General features: G+C 62.5%; 25 protein-coding genes. 21 read left to right on the forward strand and 4 right to left on the reverse strand.

The window, feature by feature from the left end:
- The first annotated feature begins 3 nt into the window (after positions 1 to 3).
- The gene (locus tag JO965_RS09535; RefSeq protein WP_203443409.1) at positions 4 to 585 is read left to right on the forward strand and encodes an adenylate kinase; all 582 of its coding nucleotides are present in this window, start codon (positions 4 to 6) and stop codon (positions 583 to 585) included.
- A 30-nt stretch (positions 586 to 615) separates the two neighbouring features.
- Here JO965_RS09535 and JO965_RS09540 read toward each other — a convergent pair whose 3' ends face one another.
- The gene (locus tag JO965_RS09540; protein WP_203443410.1) at positions 616 to 888 is read right to left on the reverse strand and encodes a hypothetical protein; all 273 of its coding nucleotides are present in this window, start codon (positions 886 to 888) and stop codon (positions 616 to 618) included.
- A gap of 812 nt (positions 889 to 1,700) precedes the next feature.
- On the opposite strand from JO965_RS09540, the gene rpsM reads away from it, so the two are divergent.
- The 13 genes from rpsM to ftsH all read left to right on the forward strand — a co-directional run bounded on the left by rpsM (position 1,701) and on the right by ftsH (position 13,905).
- Positions 1,701 to 2,069, forward strand: coding sequence for a 30S ribosomal protein S13 (gene rpsM / locus JO965_RS09545; RefSeq protein ID WP_203443411.1), 369 nt, complete (start codon positions 1,701 to 1,703; stop codon positions 2,067 to 2,069).
- 76 nt (positions 2,070 to 2,145) lie between these two features.
- Positions 2,146 to 2,535, forward strand: coding sequence for a 30S ribosomal protein S11 (rpsK, locus tag JO965_RS09550; protein WP_009764323.1), 390 nt, complete (start codon positions 2,146 to 2,148; stop codon positions 2,533 to 2,535).
- 89 nt (positions 2,536 to 2,624) lie between these two features.
- The gene (locus JO965_RS09555) at positions 2,625 to 3,647 is read left to right on the forward strand and encodes a DNA-directed RNA polymerase subunit alpha (protein WP_170316116.1); all 1,023 of its coding nucleotides are present in this window, start codon (positions 2,625 to 2,627) and stop codon (positions 3,645 to 3,647) included.
- Positions 3,648 to 3,770: 123 nt separating this feature from the next.
- Positions 3,771 to 4,193 (forward strand): 50S ribosomal protein L17, encoded by a 423-nt coding sequence (gene rplQ, locus JO965_RS09560; protein ID WP_203443412.1) that lies wholly within the window; start codon positions 3,771 to 3,773, stop codon positions 4,191 to 4,193.
- A 146-nt stretch (positions 4,194 to 4,339) separates the two neighbouring features.
- A complete protein-coding gene (locus tag JO965_RS09565; RefSeq protein ID WP_203443413.1) occupies positions 4,340 to 5,746 on the forward strand; it encodes a Do family serine endopeptidase in 1,407 nt (468 codons plus the stop codon).
- 62 nt (positions 5,747 to 5,808) lie between these two features.
- Entirely contained in the window at positions 5,809 to 7,116 is a 1,308-nt protein-coding gene (locus JO965_RS09570; protein WP_203443414.1) for a replication-associated recombination protein A, read from the forward strand.
- A 54-nt stretch (positions 7,117 to 7,170) separates the two neighbouring features.
- On the forward strand, positions 7,171 to 7,863 hold the full coding sequence (locus tag JO965_RS09575; RefSeq protein ID WP_203443415.1) for a M48 family metallopeptidase: 693 nt from the start codon (positions 7,171 to 7,173) through the stop codon (positions 7,861 to 7,863).
- Positions 7,864 to 7,872: 9 nt separating this feature from the next.
- Positions 7,873 to 8,259: a fluoride efflux transporter CrcB gene (gene crcB, locus JO965_RS09580; RefSeq protein WP_203443416.1), complete on the forward strand. Its 387-nt coding sequence runs from the start codon at positions 7,873 to 7,875 to the stop codon at positions 8,257 to 8,259.
- A 43-nt stretch (positions 8,260 to 8,302) separates the two neighbouring features.
- Positions 8,303 to 9,577, forward strand: coding sequence for an RluA family pseudouridine synthase (locus tag JO965_RS09585; RefSeq protein ID WP_203443417.1), 1,275 nt, complete (start codon positions 8,303 to 8,305; stop codon positions 9,575 to 9,577).
- A 111-nt stretch (positions 9,578 to 9,688) separates the two neighbouring features.
- Positions 9,689 to 10,150: a hypothetical protein gene (locus JO965_RS09590; RefSeq protein WP_203443418.1), complete on the forward strand. Its 462-nt coding sequence runs from the start codon at positions 9,689 to 9,691 to the stop codon at positions 10,148 to 10,150.
- Between the two features lie 122 nt (positions 10,151 to 10,272).
- Positions 10,273 to 10,863, forward strand: coding sequence for a GNAT family N-acetyltransferase (locus JO965_RS09595; RefSeq protein ID WP_203443419.1), 591 nt, complete (start codon positions 10,273 to 10,275; stop codon positions 10,861 to 10,863).
- 877 nt (positions 10,864 to 11,740) lie between these two features.
- Positions 11,741 to 12,016 (forward strand): GNAT family N-acetyltransferase, encoded by a 276-nt coding sequence (locus JO965_RS09600; protein ID WP_203443420.1) that lies wholly within the window; start codon positions 11,741 to 11,743, stop codon positions 12,014 to 12,016.
- A gap of 116 nt (positions 12,017 to 12,132) precedes the next feature.
- Positions 12,133 to 13,905: an ATP-dependent zinc metalloprotease FtsH gene (gene ftsH, locus JO965_RS09605; RefSeq protein WP_203443421.1), complete on the forward strand. Its 1,773-nt coding sequence runs from the start codon at positions 12,133 to 12,135 to the stop codon at positions 13,903 to 13,905.
- 18 nt (positions 13,906 to 13,923) lie between these two features.
- Here the strand turns inward: ftsH and JO965_RS09610 are convergent, their stop codons facing one another.
- Positions 13,924 to 15,465 (reverse strand): sensor histidine kinase, encoded by a 1,542-nt coding sequence (locus tag JO965_RS09610; RefSeq protein WP_203443422.1) that lies wholly within the window; start codon positions 15,463 to 15,465, stop codon positions 13,924 to 13,926.
- A 171-nt stretch (positions 15,466 to 15,636) separates the two neighbouring features.
- Here JO965_RS09610 and JO965_RS48900 point away from each other — a divergent pair, with 171 nt between their 5' ends.
- The 3 genes from JO965_RS48900 to JO965_RS09620 are packed head-to-tail and all read left to right on the forward strand — an operon-like array spanning position 15,637 to position 17,273.
- Entirely contained in the window at positions 15,637 to 15,762 is a 126-nt protein-coding gene (locus JO965_RS48900) for a hypothetical protein (protein WP_256451910.1), read from the forward strand.
- 34 nt (positions 15,763 to 15,796) lie between these two features.
- A complete protein-coding gene (locus JO965_RS09615) occupies positions 15,797 to 16,474 on the forward strand; it encodes an HAD-IA family hydrolase (RefSeq protein ID WP_203443423.1) in 678 nt (225 codons plus the stop codon).
- Between the two features lie 16 nt (positions 16,475 to 16,490).
- Complete coding sequence (locus tag JO965_RS09620) at positions 16,491 to 17,273, forward strand: ATP12 family chaperone protein (RefSeq protein ID WP_246776789.1); 783 nt, start codon at positions 16,491 to 16,493, stop codon at positions 17,271 to 17,273.
- A 52-nt stretch (positions 17,274 to 17,325) separates the two neighbouring features.
- Here JO965_RS09620 and JO965_RS09625 read toward each other — a convergent pair whose 3' ends face one another.
- A complete protein-coding gene (locus tag JO965_RS09625) occupies positions 17,326 to 17,703 on the reverse strand; it encodes a hypothetical protein (protein WP_203443424.1) in 378 nt (125 codons plus the stop codon).
- Between the two features lie 154 nt (positions 17,704 to 17,857).
- On the opposite strand from JO965_RS09625, the gene JO965_RS09630 reads away from it, so the two are divergent.
- The 4 genes from JO965_RS09630 (at position 17,858) to JO965_RS09645 (ending at position 22,775) form a co-directional block, all read left to right on the forward strand.
- Complete coding sequence (locus JO965_RS09630) at positions 17,858 to 19,390, forward strand: acyl-CoA carboxylase subunit beta (protein WP_203443425.1); 1,533 nt, start codon at positions 17,858 to 17,860, stop codon at positions 19,388 to 19,390.
- A gap of 237 nt (positions 19,391 to 19,627) precedes the next feature.
- Positions 19,628 to 20,794 carry an OpgC family protein gene (locus JO965_RS09635; protein ID WP_203443426.1) on the forward strand — a complete coding sequence of 389 codons (1,167 nt, stop codon included), beginning with the start codon at positions 19,628 to 19,630 and terminating at the stop codon, positions 20,792 to 20,794.
- The gene (locus JO965_RS09640) at positions 20,704 to 21,549 is read left to right on the forward strand and encodes an SGNH/GDSL hydrolase family protein (protein WP_203443427.1); all 846 of its coding nucleotides are present in this window, start codon (positions 20,704 to 20,706) and stop codon (positions 21,547 to 21,549) included. Before JO965_RS09635 ends, JO965_RS09640 begins: the two co-directional genes overlap by 91 nt.
- Before the next feature lie 146 nt (positions 21,550 to 21,695).
- Positions 21,696 to 22,775, forward strand: a complete 1,080-nt coding sequence (locus JO965_RS09645; RefSeq protein ID WP_203443428.1) for a PLP-dependent cysteine synthase family protein — start codon at positions 21,696 to 21,698, stop codon at positions 22,773 to 22,775.
- 200 nt (positions 22,776 to 22,975) lie between these two features.
- Here the strand turns inward: JO965_RS09645 and JO965_RS09650 are convergent, their stop codons facing one another.
- Complete coding sequence (locus tag JO965_RS09650; RefSeq protein WP_203443429.1) at positions 22,976 to 23,584, reverse strand: alpha/beta hydrolase; 609 nt, start codon at positions 23,582 to 23,584, stop codon at positions 22,976 to 22,978.
- Positions 23,585 to 23,623: the final 39 nt, after the last annotated feature.

Consider the following 23,623-nt stretch of genomic DNA (forward strand, 5'->3'; position numbering starts at 1 on the left):
TCGATGAGGATCATCCTGCTGGGGCCGCCGGGGGCCGGAAAAGGCACTCAGGCTGTGCGTCTGGTTGAACGGCTGGGAATTCCTCAGCTTTCGACGGGCGACATGCTCCGCGCAGCTGTGGCTGCCGGCACGCCGGTCGGCCTCAAGGCCAAGGAAGTCATGGACCGGGGCGACCTGGTGTCGGACGACATCGTCGTCGGCATCATCGCCGACCGAATCGAGGAGGCAGACGCCAGGAGCGGCTTCATCCTCGATGGTTTTCCCCGGACCGTGGCGCAGGCCGAAGCCTTCGACGCCATGCTGTCTGCCAAGGGCCTCAGGCTCGATGCCGTCGTCGAATTCAAGGTGAACGAAGCCGAGTTGGTGGACCGGATCGTCAAGCGGGCCAAGGAGTCCGAGGCCCGCGGAGAGCCGGTGCGCAAGGACGACAACCCGGAGGTCTTCAAGACCCGGCTGGATGCCTACAGGAAGCAGACGGCTCCGCTTTCGGCCTATTACGAGCGCACGGGCATGCTGAAGACTGTCGATGGCATGAAGCCTATTGATGCGGTGACGGAAGAGATCAGGGCAATCCTTGGGCGGTGACGGTGCGCTCCGCCCACGATTCTTGACACTTCAACTGTCAAATTCCTTGTCGTCTCCCACAAGCATATCACGGATATTCTTGGGAACAGGGAAACCGTATCCATTGCCCAGTTTGTCAAAATAGAGACGACCAGTTTGGTGGTAGTCGCTAAGATAAAGGCTTGCGCCGACACCTTGAAGTGCAAGAACAACAGCTTGCATCTGATCCAAGCCATAGATGGTATACGTCTCCACACCATTCGGCCATTCAATCGTATATTGGCATGCCCAGTCTTGACCGTTGTAAACGGTGAAAAAAGGCAAACGGGAACAGTCACGTTTGTTCCATCTTCCAGCATGTAGTTGAGCTTGCGCTTAGCAATAATCATGGGATCGCCTTAATAATTTAAGGGAAGGATAAGGGTGGCCCTTATCGCACGCGACCTTGCAGACCATCGCTTGTGAATAGCAGTTTGGGATTCGAACAAGTCTGCATTGGAACAAGTCGCACTCATACTGCGCTTCACATACTGAGCGCCGTGCTTGAGACGCCAAGGTGATTCTGCCCGCTCCCCCTTCTTCAACTGATCTTGGGCGGACCCTCTGACCTGTCTCGTTGTTTGACCGTGTGGGGCTACTCGAACTACCGCCGCCACTCGTTCATTGTCCTCCACTAGAAGAACCAGCAGGAACTCGGGGCTGATTAGGGTCATAGCGTTGCTCAAGGGGGTGTCGTGAGCGAAGTGCGAGGGCTCTTGCCCGCAACAAGTTGAGCTTGGATTGTATCTACAACAAATAACGATCTGAAAGTCTGGATTGGGCCATAGCTACAATGCCTTAACGAGTATTTATAACGTTACATCATATAACTGCGCTTGTAAAGAACAAAATGGGAACATAAGGCCGTGAGCATGCCATCAAAACTGATCAGAGTGAGGAGGTGATAGAAGCCGGTTGACGTAGCGCCAAAAAGCGGCTATGTGCCTCCACTTGCAAAAGAAGGCGCTCGGCTCGGAGGGCTTCGTGAGAAGTCACTCGGGTCGTTTTGTTTTGCATAAGCCCGCGCAGGGGCCGGCCTCCACCGGACGCGCGATAATCAAAACCCGAAGCATTTGCTTCTTACATGGAGACGGACGATGGCCCGTATTGCAGGCGTCAACATCCCGACCGCCAAGCGCGTTGTGATCGCGCTTCAGTATATCCACGGCATTGGACCCAAGAAGGCCCAAGAGATCATCGAGAAGGTCAATATCCCGGCCGAGCGCCGCGTGAACCAGTTGACCGACGCCGAGGTTCTGGCCATCCGCGAGACGATCGACCGCGACTACGTCGTCGAAGGCGATCTGCGCCGCGAAGTGTCCATGAACATCAAGCGCCTGATGGATCTCGCCGCTTACCGTGGCCTGCGTCACCGCCGCAGCCTGCCCGTTCGCGGTCAGCGCACCCACACGAACGCTCGTACCCGCAAGGGTAAGTCGAAGCCGATCGCCGGCAAGAAGAAGTAATTTTTTGGCCACCCCTGGCGGGTGGCCTTTTCTCCCGAGCGCCTGGAACGACGGGCGCGCTTGAAGGATCTTTCGAATGGCTAAAGAAGCTACCCGCGTCCGCCGCCGCGAACGCAAGAACATCGTTTCCGGCGTGGCGCATGTGAACGCCTCGTTCAACAACACCATGATCACCATCACCGACGCCCAGGGCAACACGATTTCCTGGTCCTCGGCTGGCGCCATGGGTTTCAAGGGTTCGCGTAAGTCGACCCCGTATGCGGCGCAGATCGCCGCTGAAGATGCGGCCCGCAAGGCTGCCGAGCATGGCATGCGTACCCTCGAGGTCGAGGTGTCCGGCCCCGGCTCCGGCCGTGAGTCTGCTCTGCGCGCCCTCCAGTCGGCCGGCTTCACCGTCACCTCGATCCGTGACGTGACGCCGATCCCGCACAACGGCTGCCGCCCGCGCAAGCGTCGCCGCGTCTAAGGTTATCCGGCGCGTGGGTCCAAAACCCACGCGCGTTCCGGTTTAAAGGGTTGGTCGAAAACCTCCCTTCAAGCCGTACCTCATGAGGTGTGGTTGTGATCCAAAAGAACTGGCAAGAGCTGATTAAGCCGAACAAGCTTGAAGTTGCCCCCGGCGACGATCCGAAGCGTATCGCGACGGTCGTGGCCGAGCCGCTCGAGCGTGGCTTTGGCACGACGCTCGGCAACTCGCTGCGCCGGGTCCTCCTGTCGTCGCTCCAGGGCGCGGCAGTGACTGCGATCCATATCGACGGCGTGCTGCACGAGTTCTCGTCCATCCCGGGCGTCCGCGAGGACGTGACCGATATCGTCCTCAACGTGAAGACGATCGCCATCAAGATGCAGGGCGAGGGCGCGAAACGCATGACGCTCCGCAAGACCGGCCCCGGAGCCGTCACCGCTGGCGACATCAACACGGTCGGCGACGTGCAGATTCTGAACCCCGAACTCGTGCTCTGCACCCTCGACGAGGGCGCCGAGATCCGCATGGAGTTCACGGTCGATACCGGCAAGGGCTATGTTCCGGCCGAGCGCAACCGCACCGAGGACGCGCCGATCGGCCTCATTCCGGTCGACTCGCTCTACAGCCCGGTAAAGAAGGTCTCTTATCGCATCGAGAACACCCGCGAGGGCCAGATTCTCGACTACGACAAGCTGATCATGACGGTCGAGACCAATGGCGCCGTGACGCCTGAGGATGCCGTGGCCTATGCCGCCCGCATCCTGCAGGACCAGCTCCAGGTCTTCGTCAACTTCGAAGAGCCGCGCAAGGAAGAGGCCGCGGCTGCCGCGCCGCAGCTGCCGTTCAACCCGGCGCTCCTCAAGAAGGTCGACGAGCTCGAGCTGTCGGTCCGTTCGGCGAACTGCCTGAAGAACGACAACATCGTCTATATCGGTGACCTCATCCAGAAGTCCGAGGCGGAAATGCTCCGCACCCCGAACTTCGGCCGCAAGTCGCTAAACGAGATCAAGGAAGTTCTGGCCGGCATGGGCCTGCACCTCGGCATGGACGTGCCGGGCTGGCCGCCGGAGAACATCGAAGACCTCGCGAAGCGCTTCGAAGAGCACTACTAAGATTTTCGAAGCCGCTCGTCTTCCCTGACAAGCGGCTTCGGTCCACCCCGCCGGAAACCGGCGGTAATCAAGAGAGACGGTCCGTCCCTTGGCACGGCGGCCGGAAGATTTAGGAGAAAGCCAATGCGTCACGGATTCCGTGGTCGTCGCTTCAACCGCACGACCGAACACCGCAAGGCCATGTTCGCCAATATGGCGGCAGCGCTGATCAAGCACGAGCAGATCGTCACGACGCTTCCGAAGGCCAAGGACCTGCGTCCGGTCGTCGAGAAGCTGATCACGCTCGGCAAGCGCGGCGACTTGCATGCCCGCCGCCTCGCCATGTCGAAGCTGCGCGACGAGGCGATGGTCAAGAAGCTTTTCGAGGTGCTGGGCAAGCGCTACCAGGACCGCAACGGTGGCTACACCCGCGTCCTGAAGGCCGGCTTCCGCTACGGCGACAATGCTCCGCTCGCCGTGATCGAGTTTGTGGACCGCGACGTCGATGCGCGCGGCCAGGATTCGGGCCCGACCATGAAGGACGAGCTTGTCGAGGCGGCCGAGTAAGCTCTCGGTTCAGAGATTTCATGAAGGGCGGTCTTCGGGCCGCCCTTTTTGTTTTCGTCGGCCATGCTGGAGCCCGCGGTTGGAACTTGGTGTTTCGCTTCCCGCGTTCTATCCATAACGGCCTTTGAACACAGGATTCGACAGGAATGCGCTTCTTTAACCCCGCGATCGGATTTCTCGCCGCCATACTGGCCTTTGCCCCAGCCGGCGGACAGGCACAGACGCAGCGCGTCATTCCCGAAAGCAAGGCGCAGGTCCAGCTGTCCTTTGCGCCCGTCGTGCGCCAGACCGCTGGATCCGTCGTCAACGTCTATGCCAAGCGCAACGACCGCCGGCAGAACGCGGCCATCGAGGATTATTTCCGCCGCTTCTTTGGTGACAATGCACCGGGCGTGCCGCGCGGCCGGTCCCAGAGCTCCCTCGGCTCGGGCGTGATCGTCGATCCCTCGGGGCTCGTGATCACGAACAATCACGTGATCGAGAACATGAACGAGGTGAAGGTGGCCCTCGCCGACCGGCGGGAATTCGAGGCTGAAATCCTGCTGCGCGACCCCCGCACGGATATCGCGGTGCTCAAGCTGAAGGACGCTACCAACCTGCAGGCGATCGAGCTTGGTGACTCGGAGGCCCTTCAAGTCGGCGACCTCGTACTCGCCATCGGCAACCCCTTCGGCGTCGGACAGACGGTAACTCAGGGTATCGTCTCGGCGCTCGCCCGCACCCAGGTCGGCATCTCGGACTATCAGTTCTTCATCCAGACCGATGCCGCCATCAATCCCGGTAACTCGGGCGGTGCGCTCATCGACATGAGCGGCCGCGTGGTCGGCATCAACACGGCGATCTATTCCCGCTCCGGCGGCAGCATCGGCATCGGTTTCGCGGTGCCGTCGAGCATGGTTCGGGTAGTGCTGAATTCCGCCAGGGGCGGAGCGAAGAACGTGGTCCGGCCCTGGCTCGGCGCACGCCTCCAGCCCGTGGACGGCGATATCGCCAACGGCCTCGGGCTGGAGCGCCCGACCGGCGTCCTCGTGACCGCTATCTACGACAAGGGACCTGCTGCTGAAGCCGGTCTCAAGCGGGGCGACGCCATTCTGATGGTCGACGGACAGCCGGTCGATAACCCGGATTCCTTCGGCTACCGCTTTACGCTCAAGGGCACGCAGGGGCAGACGCCGATCACGGTCCTGCGCGGCGGCAAGCAGACGACGGTCCAGGTGAAGCTTGTGCCTCCGCCCGAGAACCCACCGCGGGAATCCGTGCGCGGCCGCAATCGCACGCCGTTTGCCGGGGCCACACTCGTGAATATGTCGCCGGCGGTCGCCGACGAACTGCAGATCGATATCGCGGATGACGGCGTGGTGATTGCGGATATCGACGAGCGCAGCCTCGCCGGCAGCGTCGGCTTCGAAAAGGGCGACCAGATCGTCGCCATCAATGGCGAGAGGCTTGCCTCCACCAAGGATGCCGAGCGCGTGATCAACCGCAACAGTGGTTATTGGGAAGTGACCGTCAGCCGGGGCGGGCGCGTGTTCACAACGGTTTTCGGGCGATAGGCGGGACGGCGGCAGGGAAATCGGATAATGATTTCCGTCCGTGTCCGAGCCCCTAAAGCATCATGAGTGACCTGTTTTCCTCTGCCGGCCTCGACCAGAATGCGCCCCGTCCGCTGGCGGACAGGATGCGGCCGACCAAGCTCTCCGAGGTGGTCGGCCAGGATCATCTCGTGGGGGCGGACGGTATCCTGACCCGGCTCATCGCATCGAAAACCTTGGGATCCCTGATCTTCTGGGGCCCGCCCGGCACCGGCAAGACCACCGTCGCACGCCTGCTTGCCCATGAGACGGAGCTTCATTTCGAGCAGATCTCGGCCATCTTCTCCGGCGTGGCGGATCTCAAGAAGGTCTTTGAGGCGGCTCGCCTTAGGCGCTCCATTGGCAAGGGCACCTTACTCTTTGTCGATGAGATCCACCGCTTCAACAGGGCCCAGCTCGACGCCTTCCTGCCCGTCATGGAAGACGGCACTATCACGCTGGTTGGTGCGACCACCGAAAACCCGTCCTTCGAGCTGAACGCTGCTCTCCTCTCCCGTGCCCGAGTGCTTCTCTTCAAGTCCCTCGACGAGGCGGCGATCGAGCAGATCCTGGCCCGTGCGGAGGAGGTTATGGGAAAAGGCCTGCCGCTCGACGAGGAGGCGAGGGCGTCACTGGTACGCATGGCGGACGGCGACGGGCGGGCCGCCCTGACGCTCGCCGAGGAAGTCTGGCGGTCGGCGAAGCCAGGCGAGATCTTCGATGCGGAGCAACTGCAGGAGATCATCCAGCGCCGCGCACCCATCTACGACAAGGGCCAGGAGGGGCATTACAACCTCATCTCCGCCCTGCACAAAACCGTCCGAGGCTCCGATCCGGACGCGGCGCTGTATTACCTCGCCCGCATGTTGGACGCGGGCGAGGACCGGCTCTTCATCGCCCGCCGGCTCGTTCGGATGGCGGTAGAGGATATCGGACTTGCCGATCCGCAGGCCCTTGTTATCGCCAATGCGGCCAAGGATGCCTTCGACTTTCTGGGCTCGCCGGAAGGGGAGCTGGCGCTGGCGCAGGCGGCCGTCTATCTCGCCACCGCGCCGAAATCGAATGCGCTCTACACTGCCTACAAGGCCGCCACCCGGGTGGCGAAGGAGCACGGCTCCCTCATGCCGCCCAAGACAATCCTGAACGCACCGACCAAGCTCATGAAGCAGATCGGCTATGGCGAGAGCTACCGCTACGACCACGACGAACCCGACGCCTTTTCAGGCCAGGATTACTGGCCCGAGAAGCTGGGGCAGCAGGAGTTCTACGAACCGGTGGATCGCGGCTTCGAGCGGGAGATCAGGAAGCGGCTGGATTGGTGGGAGAAGCTCAGGAAGGAGCGATCTGAGTAACTGTATATCCTATAAGCCTCTTTGCTGTTACGATAGACGGGCAGGGAGGCGCATGTGAGGAAACCAATACTCTTACTGATCTGGTTGGTAACGGCCACCATCCCTGGTCTTGCACAGGCTCAGAAGGCCGAAGTTTCTCCTGGCGTCAGCGTTAGCCGCAAGACTTACCGGGTGCCGGACAACGAAGCGCCGTTCTTCAACTTTGCCGAAAAGAACGAAGCCCAAAAGGCGGCCGACAAGAAGCTCGTCGATGCGATTCTGGAAAGGGTTCCGGATAGGTCGAAAGCGGCAGAAACAGCGATCGTTGCCGGTATGCGAGCCTTCCTGTCTGACAATGACATCGCTACCGCCGCAAAACGATTCAATCAGGGTTATCTGCTCGATCCGCAACAAAGCGGTGTCTATCATGGCTTTGCGATGGTGGTTTCTGCTCGGTTCAAGGATTTTGACTACGCCGATGAACTCTTCCGAATTGCCGCTCGCATGAAATCACCCGCAAAGTCATTGCGAGCCGATCACGGCCGGATGCTCTTGATTGCCAATCGTCCTGCCGAGGCGAAGCCGATCTTGGAGCAGGCCGTGAAGGACACTTCCGATTGGGCCGTGCCTCGCATGAACTTGGCTTGGGCCACATTGCAATCTGGAAATCGTGACGAAGCCTGCCGCCTCATTATGCAGGTGAAAGGGCAGGATCTTGAAAAAGTCGAACGCGATCTGGCCTTGTTCAAGCAGAAGGCAGGCTGCTAGCTTGGGTGCATGAAATCCTATCTCCTCGTCTTCCTGGGCGCCGGGATTGGCGGCGCGCTCCGGCATGGGGTGAATGTCGGCTGCGCCCGGATGTGCGGAACGGCTTTTCCGTGGGGGACGCTGACGGTCAACGTCGTCGGTTCCTTCATCATGGGCGTTCTTGCCGGATGGCTCGCCTTCAAGGCGGGCGAGGGTTGGAGCCAGCCTCTGCGGCTCTTCCTCACGACCGGAATTCTCGGTGGCTTCACTACCTTCTCGGCTTTTTCTCTCGATGCGGTGCTGATCTGGGAGCGGGGGCAACTCGGGCTTGCCGCGACTTATGTGGTCGCTTCGGTGGTTCTCTCCATCGCCGGATTGGTCGCCGGCCTCGGCCTGGTGAGAGCGATCAGCGCCTAAACCTCGATTGCCGCCTGCGCGGCGCTCTGATACCGACAGATCCATGAGAAAAAGCGGTTCAGAACGGAATGGTGCCCGCGGTGGGCGCTCGGGTGCCCGGCAGGGCTTTCGCTCGCGCGAGGACAAGCCAGCGCGCAAGGCTTCATCGCCTAAGTCCTCCTCGGCGAAGCTGGGCGGGTTGAAATCGGCTGCGGGCAAGACGCGCACGGCATCGGCCTTGCGGGAGAAGCCGGCTGCACGGCCGAAGCAGGCAAGGCCTGCGGCGGAAGCTCCGCGCCAGCCGACACGGGCTCAGGCCAAGGCGGCAGCCCAGGAAGTGCTGGCGACCGGCGTGCAGACTCTCGTGGTCGAGTCCGACGAGGCCGATATGCGCGTCGACCGTTTTCTGGTCGCCCGCTTCCCGCAACTCGCCTTCACCCATATCCAGCGCATCGTCCGCAAAGGCGAGCTGCGCATCGACGGCAAGAGGGCGCAGCCCAACGACCGTCTGGTGCCCGGGCAGAAAGTCCGCGTGCCTCCCTTGAAGCTCGATCAGCAGCGACCGGTCTCCCGCAATGCGGCCAAGGACCAGGACGACCGCGACTTCCTGAAGTCGATCACGCTCTACGAGGACAAGGACGTTCTCATCATCAACAAGCCGATGGGGCTCGCCGTCCAGGGCGGATCGGGCACCAAGCGGCATGTGGACGGGCTGCTCGAAGCTCTCAAGGATGACGACGGGCAGAAGCCGCGTCTCGTGCATCGTCTCGACAAGGACACGGCCGGCTGCCTCGTCATCGCCAAGACGCGCTTTGCCGCGTCGACCATGGCGAAATCCTTCCGTTCCCGCACCACGCGCAAGATCTACTGGGCGCTCGTCGCCGGTGTGCCGCGCGTGCGGCAGGGCAGGGTGTCGACCTATCTCGCCAAGGAAGCCGACGAGGGCGATTCCCGTATGCGTGTGGCGCGCCATGGCGACGAGGGGGCGAGCCACGCGCTGACCTATTACGCGGTGGTCGATACGGCGGCACAGAAGCTCGCCTGGCTGTCGCTGAAGCCCGTCACGGGACGCACGCACCAACTGCGCGCCCATACGGCTCATATCGGCCATCCCATCGTCGGCGATCCGAAATATTTCGACATCGAGAACTGGGAGCTGCCGGGCGGCATCCAGAACAAGCTGCATCTTCTCGCGCGCCGCATCGTCATCGCGCATCCGCGCACCGGCAAGCCCATCGACGTCACCGCGCCGCTGCCGCCGCACATGCAGCAGAGCTTCAACCTCCTCGGCCTCGATACGAGCCGCTACGATCCCATCGTCGAGGCGCCGGAAGAGTAGCTTTCATAACACCTTCGATCATTCTCCCTGTCGCACTTTCGCCGCGCATCAAGCGCAGCATCAAGTGTCTCATTCAGCCTTTTGGCTGTTGAGATGACAAGGAGGAGATCGATGGAACACAAGCCTCTTGATCAGCTCCGTAGCGTAGCCGACGTTCAGCCGAGACCGCTCTCCCGCGAGGAACGACTTCAGCGCTGGATCGACCTGCTCGAAAGGGATCCCAAGCGCCGCCTGAACTCCCTCGGTGAAATCGAGTACAAGCCGCCGGCGGAGCGAGCGCTGGTCCGCGAGGACGACTCGCCGCTCACGGTCGCCTATGATGATCCCATCCTGCGTGCGGACGGATTGGCGAGCGACCGGCTCGGCGATGCCATGCGTTACTTCGCGCTCTCCGACGGTCAGGCCCATTATGCCCTCTGCTCGTGCCTGAGCGGACGCACGATGGAAGCTGGGACCTGCGCTCTGAGATTGCGGAACGCGACGGGCAACGTCACCTGGGAATCCGCAGTCGGTGCCTGGGTTCTCGCTGCTCTGGCCGTGAGCCTGCCTGGCCTCGTCTATCTGCTGAGCTGAGGCGCGTTCTTATACGAAGGACAACCACGTCAGGAGGCTATCCGCCTCCTGATGGTGCCTTGACCGTTGCAGGCCGTCCCTGAATCGGAGACAAAGCAGCAGATCGGAAAGGCACTTCTCTCATGCTGCAAATCGAGCCCGTAACCCTCTCGACGGATCGTTTGACCTTGCGTCCGCTGAGCCTCGCGGATGTCCCGGCTCTGGGCATCGCCGCCAGCGATGGCGAGCTTTGGGAGAAGAAGACTACGACCGTGCCCCGGCCGGAAGGGTTCGAAGCTTACGTGCAGAAGGCGCTGGAACTTCAGACCGCAGGCCTTGCCCTTCCTTTCGCCACGGTGGTGAACGACGGCAATCGGGTTGTCGGCTCGACGCGCTACATGAACATCGATGCCGCCAATCATCGGGTCGAGATCGGGACCACCTGGATTGCCAAGTCCTGGCAGCGGACCTTCGTCAACACCGAGGCGAAGTTCCTCATGCTGCGCCATGCCTTCGAGACGCTAGGCTGTATTTCTGTCGAGATTCGCACTCATGCCCGCAACGACCAGTCCCGTGCCGCCATCGAGCGCCTTGGTGCCAAGCTCGACGGTATCCTGCGCCATCACATGATCATGCCCGACGGGCACATCCGCGACACAGCGACCTACAGCATCGTCCGGGAGGAATGGCCTGCGGTGAAGGCGGGGTTGGAGCGACGGCTGACGTCGATCTGAAATCTGCTCGGTGGGAGATTTCGCTCGATCGTTCTGAAAACGTTTCCGGATTGGCTTTGCCGTTCAGGATGACGTGTCCAGTGATATTGCTCTCCGCGTCATCCCCGGGCTTGTCCCGGGGATCCACGTCTTATGCAGCGCTGTGGTTCCCAAGACGTGGATGGCCGGATCACGTCCGGCCATGACGGCTGTGGGTGGGGATGGGTCTGTCAAAGAGCCAGCACCGTGTGGCCCGCAGCTTGCGCTGCGAGCCTGAGTGGTGATCGAGGGTGGCGCGACGGGCAGCCCGGCTCGATGTCTGATGGGAGATGGAAGAGCCGAACTGCCTCTCCGCGCACGGCTTCTTTAGGCGGACAGGCGAGGCCGGCTCAGTCAACCGCCGCCGGCGGTGACCGTCTGCGCGACGGCGGCCTGCGACCGATCCCGACCACCAACCCACATCCTGGGCCTCCCGTCACCCGCACCTGCGTTCAGTGCGTGCACGGGACCGTGCCTGCTCCCACACTGCGACGCCTCGCGAGCGCGCCCCTCTCAGGAGCAGATCTGAGGCAATGATATAGCCGAGGTTAGGATCATTGTCAAGAACAAAAGAAGAACAAGAACATCATCTCGAGGGTACACTTCCGCCGTCATCCCCGGGCTTGTCCCGGGGACCCACGCCTTGGGAACTGCGACGCTGTAAGGACGTGGATGGCCGGGACAAGCCCGGCCATGACGCGCGGGGGCTTGGAATGCAGTGTCAGTCCCGCAAGGGCGCGTAGCGAGGGGTAAAGGGTATTCATCCGCTCAGTCTGTACGTGTCGAGCCTTTCCCAGTTGCGGAACGCCGTCTGTCGGGCAACGTTGGTCTCCGACAGGTTTGTAACGTGAGTTGAAGCATGAGCAGCATCGTTCGCGATAACGCCGCCCACCGTCGGTTCGAACTCGAACGGAACGGGCATATCGCTTTCGCCAATTACGAGCGGCGCGGATCCGATCTCGTGATCCGCCATGTGGAGGCCGCCATTCCGCTGCGCGGTACCGGGGCGGCTGGCGAACTGATGCAGGGCGTGGCTGAGATTGCCCGCTCGGAGGGGCGCAAGATCACGCCGCTCTGCGGCTATGCCTGGGCCTGGATCCGCCGACATAAGGAATACAGCGATCTCCTGAACTGATGCCGATTCTAGCCGTTCGGTGGGTGTGCCTATTCGCCGTACTGCGATCTGCGTCAAAATCGACTAAACAGCGGCTCCTCCAAAAAATTCCATACTGCGCTATGGGGGCGCCGCCCGTGACCAATGTTCTCGAAAAAGCCAGAAGGGTTCTGGCCAAGAAAAGCGTGGCTGTTTCAGCCGCCATCCTTGCCCTGGTCATTGCAGCCGCCGTGTTCATCGGCCCCCGTCTGCTGGCCGAGCCTGCTGTCGAGATCACCTATTCGGAATTCACACGAGACCTCGCCGACAAGAAGGTCCAGAAGGTCCTGATCGAGAGCGGCGGTCTCTCCGTCTCGATGGCGGACAGGAACGTTTTCGTGCGCATGCCCAATGGCCTCGTGAGCGCCGATTACATCGAGCGGATCACCGCCTCCGGCGCGGAGGTCGATTTCAAGAAGCCCGGTTTCGACGCGGCCCATCTCGCCAGCATCCTGGTGCCGATTATTCTTGTGGCGGCCGTGCTCCTCATGCTGGCGATCCAGACCGACTTCAAGCCGACCTCGCGCTGGCCCAAGGTCGTCCGGAGCATTCCGAACCGCTTCGACGATGTCGCGGGCCAGGAGGAAGCCAAGGCCGAGTTGCAGGAGGTGATCGCCTTCTTACGCGATTCCGAAGCCTTTACGAAGGTGGGCGCCCGCATTCCCCGCGGCCTCCTGATGGTCGGGCCGCCTGGAACGGGCAAGACCCTGATCGCCAAGGCACTGGCCGGGGAGGCCGGTGTCTCCTTCATGGCCGTATCGGGCAGCGATTTCTCGGCGCCTCTGATCGGCATCGCCAAGGGCCGTGTATCCAAGCTCTTCGAGCAGGCCCGCAAGAAGGCGCCGTGCCTGATCTTCATCGACGAGATCGACGCCATCGGCCGCAAGCGCGGCGGCGGAGGCTCGGCGGCCGACCGCGAATTCGAGTCGACGCTGAACCAGCTTCTCGTGGAGATGGACGGCTTCAACACCACCGCCGGCGTGATCGTCATCGGCGCGACGAACCGCGTCGACGTGCTCGATCCGGCGCTGCTGCGTCCCGGCCGCTTCGACCGTCAGGTCCATATCGGCCTGCCCGATATTTCCGGCCGCGAGGCGATCCTCAACGTTCATGCCCGCAACGTGAAGCTTGCGGAGGGTGTCAGCCTCACCTCGATCGCCAAGGGCACACCCGGCTTCTCAGGCGCCGATCTCGGCAACCTCCTGAACGAGGCGGCGATCTTCGCGGCGCGCGGGGGCGTCGAGGAGGTCACGCGCGACCACCTGGAGGCGGCTCGCAACAAGATCATCATGGGGCTCGAGCGGCGGTCCCTCGTGATTACGGACGAGGAGCGCAGGCTGGTCGCCGTGCATGAGGCGGGTCACGCGCTCTGCGCCTGCCTGCTGCCGGCCTCCGACAAGGTGCACAGCGCCACCATCATCCCGCACGGCCAGGCTCTCGGCCTCGTCATGCGGCTGCCGGAGCATGATCGGTTCTGCATCCCGGTGGAGAAGCTCGAGGCGGACCTGATCGTCGCCATGGGCGGACGGGCTGCGGAAGAGGTCGTGTTCGGTCCCAAGAAGGTCACGACGGGGGCTGCGAGCGACATCGCTCATGCCACCAATATCGTGACCAAGATGGTGACCGAATGGGGCATGAGCCCGGCCATCGGCATGGTCCGCGTCGCGCGCTCGGGCGAGAGTCTCCCGCGCGAGGTCGAGCAGGAAATCCGTCGCATCATCGACGAGATGTATGCGGCCGCGAAGACCTGCATCGAGGATAACCGCGATGCCCTCGATGCCCTGACCGAGGCGCTGCTGGAGCATGAGACGATCGAAGGTGACGAGATCCGCGCGATCGTCGCCAAGCAGGAGACGAGACTGGCCGCCTGAGCCCGCGGCCAGTTCTTTTCAGGCGCGAACCGCTTCCCGGTTCGCGTCACCATCTTCGTTCAGCGGCGCGTTGATCGTGCAAACGACGCCGTCCGGCGCAAAGGTGATGGTGACGTCGCCGTGGAGTTCCTGAGCGAGACTGCGCTCGATCAGCCTTGTGCCGAAGCCTCGCCGAACGGGCTCGGCAACGGCTGGGCCATCCATCTCCCGCCAGGTCATTTCCAAGGCCGCTCCACCGGCCTGCTGCGTCACTGACCAATGGATCGCAATGCGTCCCGTCTGATCGGACAGGGCGCCGTATTTGACCGCATTTGTGCCGAGCTCCTGAAGCGCCATGGCAACCGCAAGCGCGATCCGGGGCGGCAGGCGTATGTCCTGACCGCGAAGATCGAAGCGGCTGTGTCCATGGCCCTGGAAAGGAGCGATGGCTCCCTGAACGACCTGATGCAGATAGGCCCCGTTCCAGTTTTCGCGGGTCAGCACATCATGGGCGCGGGAGAGGGCGAACAGACGACCCTCGACCGCGTCGCGGGCTTCGTTCGCCGTCTCTGCGTTGCGCAGGCTCTGAGAAGCGATGGATTGGACGGTCGCCAGAGTGTTCTTCACGCGATGATTGAGTTCGTTGATGAGGAGCCGCTGATGCTCCTCGGCCTTCTTCATCTCCGTGATGTCCACCGCCACGCCCAGGGTCCGTGCCGGTATGCCGTCCTTGATGTCCTGCATCTCTGCCCGGAGCAGGAGCCAGTGCAGGGAGCCGTCCGGCCAGACGATCCGCAGCTCGGTCTCCACGTGCCGTTCGCCACGAGCGAGAGCGCCCAGGGCCGTGGCGCGGAGGCGTTCACGTTCTCCCGGATAGTAACGTGCCCTGATGTCCTCGGTGGTCAGATTTGCATCCGGAGAAAGCCCGAGCAGCCGTTTCAGCTCCGGCGAGACCGTCACCGTGTCCGTCGCCGTCTCGATTTCCCAGACGGCCATGCGCCCGGCATCGATGGCGAGCCGCAGACGGGTCTCGCTTTCGGCCAAGGCCGCCTGCGAGTGCTTGGATTCGGTGAGATCGGACGCAAGGACATAAAAGCCGATGACGCGACCGTCCTCGTCGCGGTCGGGGATGTAATCCGATTTGATGTAGCGCATGCCTGTGCGAAAGGGCGCCCACCATTCGTGCCCGGTCCGCTCCCCGGCGAGGGCAGCCTCGATATAGGGTCTCGTCCGCTCATAGGCCGGGGAACCGACGGCCTCCCAAATACGGAGCCCATACAGACTTTCCGGCGTGCGCCCGATCCAAGTCTCGTAAGCACGGTTGTTGAAGCGGTAGCGCTGGTCTGTGTCCACATAGGCAACGAGGGCCGGCAGATGATCGGCTATCTGTCTGAGTTTCTCCTCGCTGACATGGAGCGGCCAGTCGCTGTCATCCGCCGCATCGCCATTTGCCGACTTGGGATGGGAAGCGGCCGGACTCGGTTGTTCCTGCAGCCGGGCCCGCAGTTCGCGATTCTCGCGCTCCAGTTCCGCAAGTCTGTGCAGCAGAGAATCCCTGTCCATGGCCTCGGTCGTTATCATCTATTCTTCTTGGCCCATTTTCCGCACAAACCCTATCCTACTCATGATCTAGGCACGATTACAGGCCGACGGGAGGAAAAACCGCGATGTGAAAGATTGTTTCCCATCAGTGCCTTCTGGCAGCGGCACGGATTATTGAATAAGGTGCGCGCCACCAAGGGGGCTCCCATCATGAAGCGCATCATCCGTATCATCGCCGTCATCGGCCTCGGCCTCATGGCCACCGCCTGCGACAAGTGCGGCAACTGGAACATGAACACGCCGCAGTTCTGCCACGCCGACAAGCCGCAAAGCTAAAGCGCCGTCTTCTCCTTCGGACCGAGAGAGATCCTTGAAGCTCATTCTCTTCGATGTCGACGGCACGCTGGTCGACAGCCAGAACATCATCATCGCGGCGCAGCAGAGGACCTTCGCGGCCCATGGCCTGGAGCCACCGAGCCGGGAACGTGCGCTCTCCATCGTCGGTCTTTCGCTGCCGGAGGCCTTCATGGCGCTGGCGGGGCCGAAAGCACCCATCGAGAGCCTGGTGAGGACCTATAAGGAGGTCTCCATCACCTTGCGCCGGGATCCGGCTCATGCCGAGCCGCTCTTTCCCGGGGCCGGCGCGTGCATCGAGATGCTGCGCCGTCGCGAGGATGTGCTGCTTGGGATCGCCACCGGCAATTCCCAGCGCGGCGTGGCGCGCATCGTCAACCATTTCGGTTGGCATGGGGTCTTCTCCTCGATCCAGACCGCCGACGATGCGCCGTCGAAGCCTCATCCGGGCATGATCCTGCAGGCGATGCGGGAGACGGGAGCCAGCCCCCATGACACGGTCATGGTCGGGGATTCGAGCTTCGACATGGGCATGGCCCGCGCTGCCGGGGTACTGGGCGTAGGCGTCTCCTGGGGCTTCCAGCCCGTATCGGCTCTCACCGAGGCGGGGGCGGGACCCATCGTGCATTCCTATGCCGAGCTTGAGACGGTGCTGCAGGAATTCCTGAATACGCCCTCGAAGATTTCCGCCTGAAACCCATTTGATGCCCATGACCGATTCACGCGACTGGTTCCCGTCCGAAGAGGAACCGAACCCGATGCGGGCCGCCCAGGCCGGCATGAAGCCCACCCTGCCCAAGCGCTTCTACAAGGACGCTGACGTCGAGGAGCGGGACGGCCAGTTCCTGCTCACTCTGGATGGGCGCACCGCCAAGACCCCCGGCAAGCAGACCCTGGCCGTGCCTTCACGAGGCTTGGCCGAGGCGCTGGCCGCGGAATGGCAGGGGCAGGGGGACGAGATCGACCCCTCGACCATGCCGATCACCCGCATCGTCAACTCCGCCATCGACGGCGTCACGCCCCGGCAGGCGGAGGTGGTGGATGATCTCGTCCGCTATGCAGGGTCCGATCTGGTCTACTATCGCGCCGGCGAGCCCGAGCGGCTGGCCAAAGCCCAGGACGAGGCATGGCGTCCGGTTCTCGATTGGGCCAAGGATGCCCATGGCGCCCGTTTCACCCTGGGCGAGGGCGTCATGCATGTGACCCAGCCGGAGGAGGCGATCGCCGCGATCCGCAGGGCCATCGAGCAGAACCGTTCGCCCTTCGCGCTCGCCGCCCTGCACGTGATGACGACGCTTTCCGGTTCGGTGCTGATCGCGCTCGCCCACGCGGCGCAGCAGATGGACGCGGACCAGGCCTGGGCCGCCGCCCATGTGGACGAACTCTACCAGGAAGGTGTCTGGGGCGAGGATCACGAGGCCATGGAGCGCCGCCGCCGGCGCGAGGCCGATTTCAAGGCGGCTTCAAAGGTCTATCGCCTATCCAATCAATAAGAAAAGCCGCCGATGCGATCACATCGGCGGCTCGCGATCTCTGTATTCCGTATCAGGTGCGTTGGAAGCTGATCCCGCACTTCTTCTGAATCGAGGCGGCCTCGATGGCCTGCAACTGGCCCTTCAGGTTGGCCAGTTCCGCCGTCTTGGCATTGTCACCGCCCACGAAGAAGGCAGCGGGCCAGAAGATGACGACGGCGGCCGTCGTAGCGACCACATCCTTGGTACGCTGCGAGTCCTGTGCTCCGGACGCGGCAGCGGCGGCGCTGCTGACCCTCTGAGCCTCAAGGCTCAACTCCTTGCAGCTATAGCTCTGGTATGTGACCGATGAGACATAGGCAGCTCCAACATCCTCCGAACGGCTCGCACAAGCCGCTGCCATGAGGGAGAGGGACACGGCGACGGCCGCAGATTTATGGATCTTCGTCATATCAGCTCAATTATAACATTATAACGCTCCGCTCCTACCTTGCTCCACCGTCCCTGTGAAGTGCTGCGGAGCACACGCCGATAGTGGGATTTTGGGCTCAGCGCGGCTGTGCTAAGCGGGAAGCAACATTTCCCCCGGCATCCAGGGATCCCCGATGAAAGACATGCTTGAACGGCTTGAGGAGCGGCGTGCACAGGCTCGCCTAGGCGGCGGCGCGAAGCGCATCGAGGCGCAGCACGGCCGCGGCAAGCTCACCGCCCGCGAGCGCATCGAGCTCCTGCTCGACAAGGGCTCGTTCGAGGAGTTCGACATGTTCGTCGAGCACCGCTCCACCGATTTCGGCATGGAGAAGGTCAAGATCCCCGGCGACGGCGTCGTCACCGGCTGGGGCACCGTGAATGGCCGCACCGTCTTCGTCTTCGCCAAGGACTTCACCGTCTTCGGTGGCTCGCTGTCCGAGGCACACGCCCAGAAGATCATCAAGATCCAGGACATGGCGCTGAAGATGCGCGCCCCCATCGTCGGCCTGTTCGATGCCGGCGGCGCCCGTATCCAGGAGGGCGTGGCGGCGCTCGGCGGCTATGGCGAGGTGTTCAAGCGCAATGTCATCGCCTCGGGCGTGATCCCGCAGATCTCGGTGATCATGGGCCCGTGCGCCGGCGGCGACGTCTATTCGCCCGCCATGACCGACTTCATCTTCATGGTGCGCGACCGCTCCTATATGTTCGTCACCGGCCCCGATGTGGTGAAGACCGTCACCAACGAGACGGTGACCTCGGAGGAACTCGGCGGCGCCAAGGTGCACACCACCAAGTCGTCGGTGGCGGACGGCGCCTATGACAACGATGTCGAGGCGCTGCTGCAGGTGCGCCGCCTGATCGATTTCCTGCCGGCCAACAACATGGACGGCGTGCCGGAGATCCCGAGCTTCGACGATCCGAACCGGACCGACGACAGCCTCGACACCCTGATCCCGGACAATCCGAACAAGCCCTACGACATGAAGGAGCTGATCCTGAAGGTCGTGGACGAGGGCGACTTCTTCGAAATCCAGGAATCCTACGCGAAGAACATCATCACCGGCTTCGGCCGCGTCGAGGGCCGCACGGTCGGTTTCGTCGCCAACCAGCCGATGGTGCTCGCCGGCGTGCTCGATTCCGACGCATCGCGCAAGGCCGCGCGCTTCGTGCGCTTCTGCGATGCCTTCGGCATTCCGATCGTCACCTTCGAGGACGTGCCGGGCTTCCTGCCGGGCACGGCGCAGGAATATGGCGGCCTGATCAAGCACGGCGCGAAGCTGCTCTTCGCCTATTCGGAAGCGACCGTGCCGCTGGTCACCGTCATCACGCGCAAGGCCTTCGGCGGCGCCTATGACGTGATGGCCTCGAAGCATATCGGCGGCGACATCAACTACGCCTGGCCGACCGCGCAGATCGCCGTGATGGGCGCCAAGGGCGCGGTCGAGATCATCTTCCGTCAGGACATCGGCGATGCGGACAAGATCGCGGCGCGCACCAAGGAATACGAGGACCGCTTCATGTCACCGTTTGTCGCAGCCGAGCGCGGCTATATCGACGAGGTGATCATGCCGCATTCGACGCGCCGGCGGATTGCGCGTGCTCTCGCCATGCTGCGGCACAAGGAGAGCGAGCGACCCTGGAAGAAGCACGACAACATTCCGCTGTAACGGCGGAGGGTTGCGCGCTGGCCTCTAACGAAATCCAGAGCTTCACGAAAACTGACAAGCGCGCCGCGTAGGACCGCCCAGCTCATACGCGGTTCTCTGTCACGCTTGCCTCGCCAAGTTTGATTTGGGATACCGGCTCAAGGGCCGAATCCGTCTCGAAGAGTTGATGACGTTCATCGGATCCCGCTGCCGTTTTCTGGCGTTCTGTCGCTATCCAAAAAACTGCGAGGATTGGGAATGCACGCCTCGAGAGGCCGCAATACGGTGATCGATTTCTGGCGGGGACTCGTCCTCGTCATCATCTTCGTCAATCACGTTCCAGGCAATATTCTCGAGCACTTGACCCCGCGCAATTACGGCTTCTCCGATGCGGCGGAAGCCTTCGTCTTCATCTCCGGCCTATCGGTTGCTCTCGTTTATTATCCGAAGCTGCCTCAGAGCGGCATTCTGGATGTCGTCAGACGATGCTTTCAGCGCTCGTTCGAGCTCTACCGCATGCACCTGATCCTGACTGGGATAGCCGTGGCTTTGTTCTCCGTCGGCTATGTGCTCAGCGACGATATCGGCATGCTCGAGGCGCACGGCCGGAGCGCCGTGTTCGACGATACGGCGCGTGGCATCACGGGCATTCTTCTGCTCGGACATCAACTCGGTTACTTCAACATTCTGCCCCTCTATATCGCCCTGATGCTGTGGGCACCGGTGATCATGATCCTGATGCGGATTCATGTGGTGCTGGCCGCTGCCGTGTCTCTCGGAATCTATGCGCTCGCTCGCGCCGATGTGCTCGCTTTGCCGAGCTGGCCTGAGCCAGGAAGATGGTTCTTCAATCCCTTCGCATGGCAGCTTCTGTTCACGATGGGAATCTTCACGGGGGCATTCCTGTCCGAGCGGGGCTCGCTCTATTGGCGTCCTGCGTTTGTGGGCGCCGTCGCCTTCCTCGCCGCGTCGCTGGTCACCATGACGAATGCGTTCGGATTGGCACCGAACCTGCTCTGGAGCGCCTTCGTCAATCTCGACATCATCAAGAGCGATCTCGGTCTCGGTCGCCTGCTTCACTTCCTGGCGCTGGCCTATGTGGTGACGCAGATTCGCTTCGGTCAGGCACTCCAGGGAACCGTCTTCGGCGCCGAAATGATGCGCCTGGGACGGTATTCCCTGCCGGTCTTTGCCATCGGGTCCATCCTGAGCGCCCTCGGGGAGGTCACGATGACGCTTGCGGCCGTGAAGTCGTCCGCTAGTCCGCACATCGTCGGTATGGTATTCACCATATTCGGCATCCTCGGACTCCTCCTGCTCGCACGATACCTCGAATGGAAAAAGAAAGGCTCGACCGCTCCCAGGCAGGAGCGGGTCGAAAAACATGGCCTCGTTTCGGTATCGCCCGGACAGCTTCCGCGGTAGCGTCGTTTCTCCTTGTTAGCGCGAGCAGTGCCGCATTTGCGGGGGATGCAAGCTGCCGCGCTTCCCAGCCGGTCTTCTCGGGCCCGACGGGGCTGGAGCGGGTCGCATCAAGGCTGAGGCATCATGAGCCCGTTCGGGTCCTGGCCATCGGATCCTCCTCGACGCAAGGGATCGGGGCCTCCTCTCCGGACTTCTCCTATCCGGCCCAGCTTCAGGCCGACCTGACCCGGATGGGAAAGGGAACAGTCACTGTCGAGAACGCCGGAAAGGGCGGAGAGACGATCTCTGAGACGGTCGGCCGCCTCGAGGCGGCCCTGAAATCCAGCAAGCCGGATCTGGTCATCTGGCAGGTCGGCACGAACGACGCCATCAAGGGAGGCGACGAAGCCCGGTTTTCGACTCTCCTCAGGCAGGGGATCGATGCCGCACAGGCCCTTGGCGTCGAGGTGGTTCTTGTCGACCAGCAATATTATCCGGCCATCAAGGATCTCAACCGTTACGAGCGGTTCGTGAGCCTCGTAGGTGCGACTGCCGCGGCCGAACAGGTTCCGGTGTTTTCTCGCTATGCGCTCATGAAAGGCTGGGGTGAGCGGTCATCGGATGTCCTGCATTCCATGTTGTCCGGCGACGGATTCCACATGGGCGATCATGGCTATGATTGCATGGCCCAGCTCATCGCCGAAGGGCTCCATTCCATCGCGGCTCCGAAGGGCACAACGCCGAATCTCGCTGTCACGGCCGCCGCACGTCCATAGCATTGGGCTGTTTCCGACGGGCGGCCATATGGACTTGGCGCACCATTGCGTTGCGCGGCCGACCTCGATAAGGCGTTGCTTCCAATAGTCCGGGCTCGGGATCACCCGATCCGGGCACTTTTGCCAACGCCGGCCGAGACATGTCCATGACCATCCCGTGTCCCCGCTCCTGGGTTTCCACCGCCATCCAGATCATCGAGGCGGATTTCAACCGCTCGTCGGATACGCATCTCTTGCGGGTGCCGCTGCCGGCAGTGCCGGGGATCGAGCTGTATCTCAAGGATGAATCGACCCATCCATCGGGGAGCCTGAAGCATCGGCTGGCGCGGTCGCTGTTTCTGTATGGGCTGTGCAACGGCTGGATCGGGCCTCAGACCACGATCATTGAGGCTTCGAGCGGATCGACCGCCGTGTCGGAGGCTTATTTCGCCCGGATGCTGGGCCTGCGCTTCATCGCCGTGATGCCGCGGTCCACGTCCGCCGAAAAGATCGCGCAGATCGCCTTCTATGGCGGCGAGAGTCACTTCGTGGACTCACCTGCCGAGATGTATTCGGAAAGCGCGCGGCTCGCGGAGGAACTCGGCGGTCATTACATGGACCAGTTCACCTATGCCGAGCGGGCGACGGACTGGCGCGGCAACAACAACATCGCCGAATCCATCTTCAGCCAGATGACGCACGAGGAGCATCCTGTTCCGAGCTGGATCGTGGTGGGGGCGGGGACCGGTGGCACTTCGGCGACGCTCGGGCGCTACATCCGCTATCGTCGCCTGCCGACGAAGCTGTGTCTCGCCGATCCGGAGGCGTCCGTGTTTCACCGGCATCTCGCGGATCGTGCCGTGTGCAACGTCTCAGGCTCGCCATCGGTCGTCGAGGGAATTGGCCGTCCGCGCTGCGAGCCGTCCTTCGTGCCGGAGCTCATCGACCGCGCTTTCGCCGTGCCCGATGCGGCGAGCATCGCGGCCGCGCGCGTGCTCTCGCGCCGCATCGGCCGCTCCTGCGGCGGCTCCACCGGCACGAACTTGTGGGCGGTCGCTCAGATCGTCGGTGAGATGGTGAAAAACGGTGAAAAGGGCTCCGTGGTGACGCTGCTCTGCGATTCCGGCGAGCGCTACCGCAGCACGCATTTCGACGATGCGTGGCTTCAGGGCAGGGGCATCGACATCAAGCCGGCGGAAGAGGCGATGGAGCGGTTCTTCGAGACGGGTGTTTTGAGCGCTGCATAAGACGTGAGTGGCCGGAACGAGCCCGGCCATGATAGAGCAGCTTACACTCTTACTGTCATTCCGGGGCCGCGCAGCGGAGCCCGGAATCCATAACCGCTGACGTTGCAAGGTGATGTATGACGCTGCTCGCCTCTTCTTGAAACGTCATGGTTATGGATCCCCGCGTTCGCGGGGATGACAGTGGAGGTTCTGAAAAGCACCTATTCGGCAAACCATTTCACCAACAGCTGCAAATCCGTCTGCGACAGGTTGTGCCCCGTGGGCAGCATCTGGTGCTGAACATCCGCACCGGATGCCGATAGCGACGTGGCGAGTTGCTTCGCATTGTCGACTGGGATGATCGGGTCCATGGCGCCGGAGATCATCAGTACGCGCTTGCCCGCGAGGTCCGCTCGCGGTGCGTTCGACAGCGGCACCATGGCGCGCAGCAGCGCCGCACCGGCTAGAGACTCCGGCCGCAGCATCAGCATGGCGGCGGCGATGTTGGCGCCGTTGGAAAAGCCCATCGCGATGGGTGCTTCAAGACCGTAAGCCTCACGCGCCTCGGCGACGAAATCCGCCAGTTCATTCGCGCGGAATTTCACATCCTCCTCGTCGAACACGCCTTCCGCAAGACGGCGGAAGAAGCGGGGCATGCCGTTCTCCAGGATCTTGCCGCGCGGGGAAATGAGAGCGGAGCCGGGGGAAATCGTGCGGCCGAGGCCGAGAAGATCGTTCTCGTCGCCGCCGGTACCATGGAGCAGCAGGAGCGGCGGGCGGTTAGGATCCGTGGCGGGCTCGAAGCGGTGGATGAAGGACGGTTCGGTCATGGGGTTCCTCGATTATCTCCCTCTCCCCTTTGCGGGAGA

It is taken from the genome of Microvirga sp. VF16, from assembly GCF_016864375.1.
Lineage (GTDB): Bacteria > Pseudomonadota > Alphaproteobacteria > Rhizobiales > Beijerinckiaceae > Microvirga.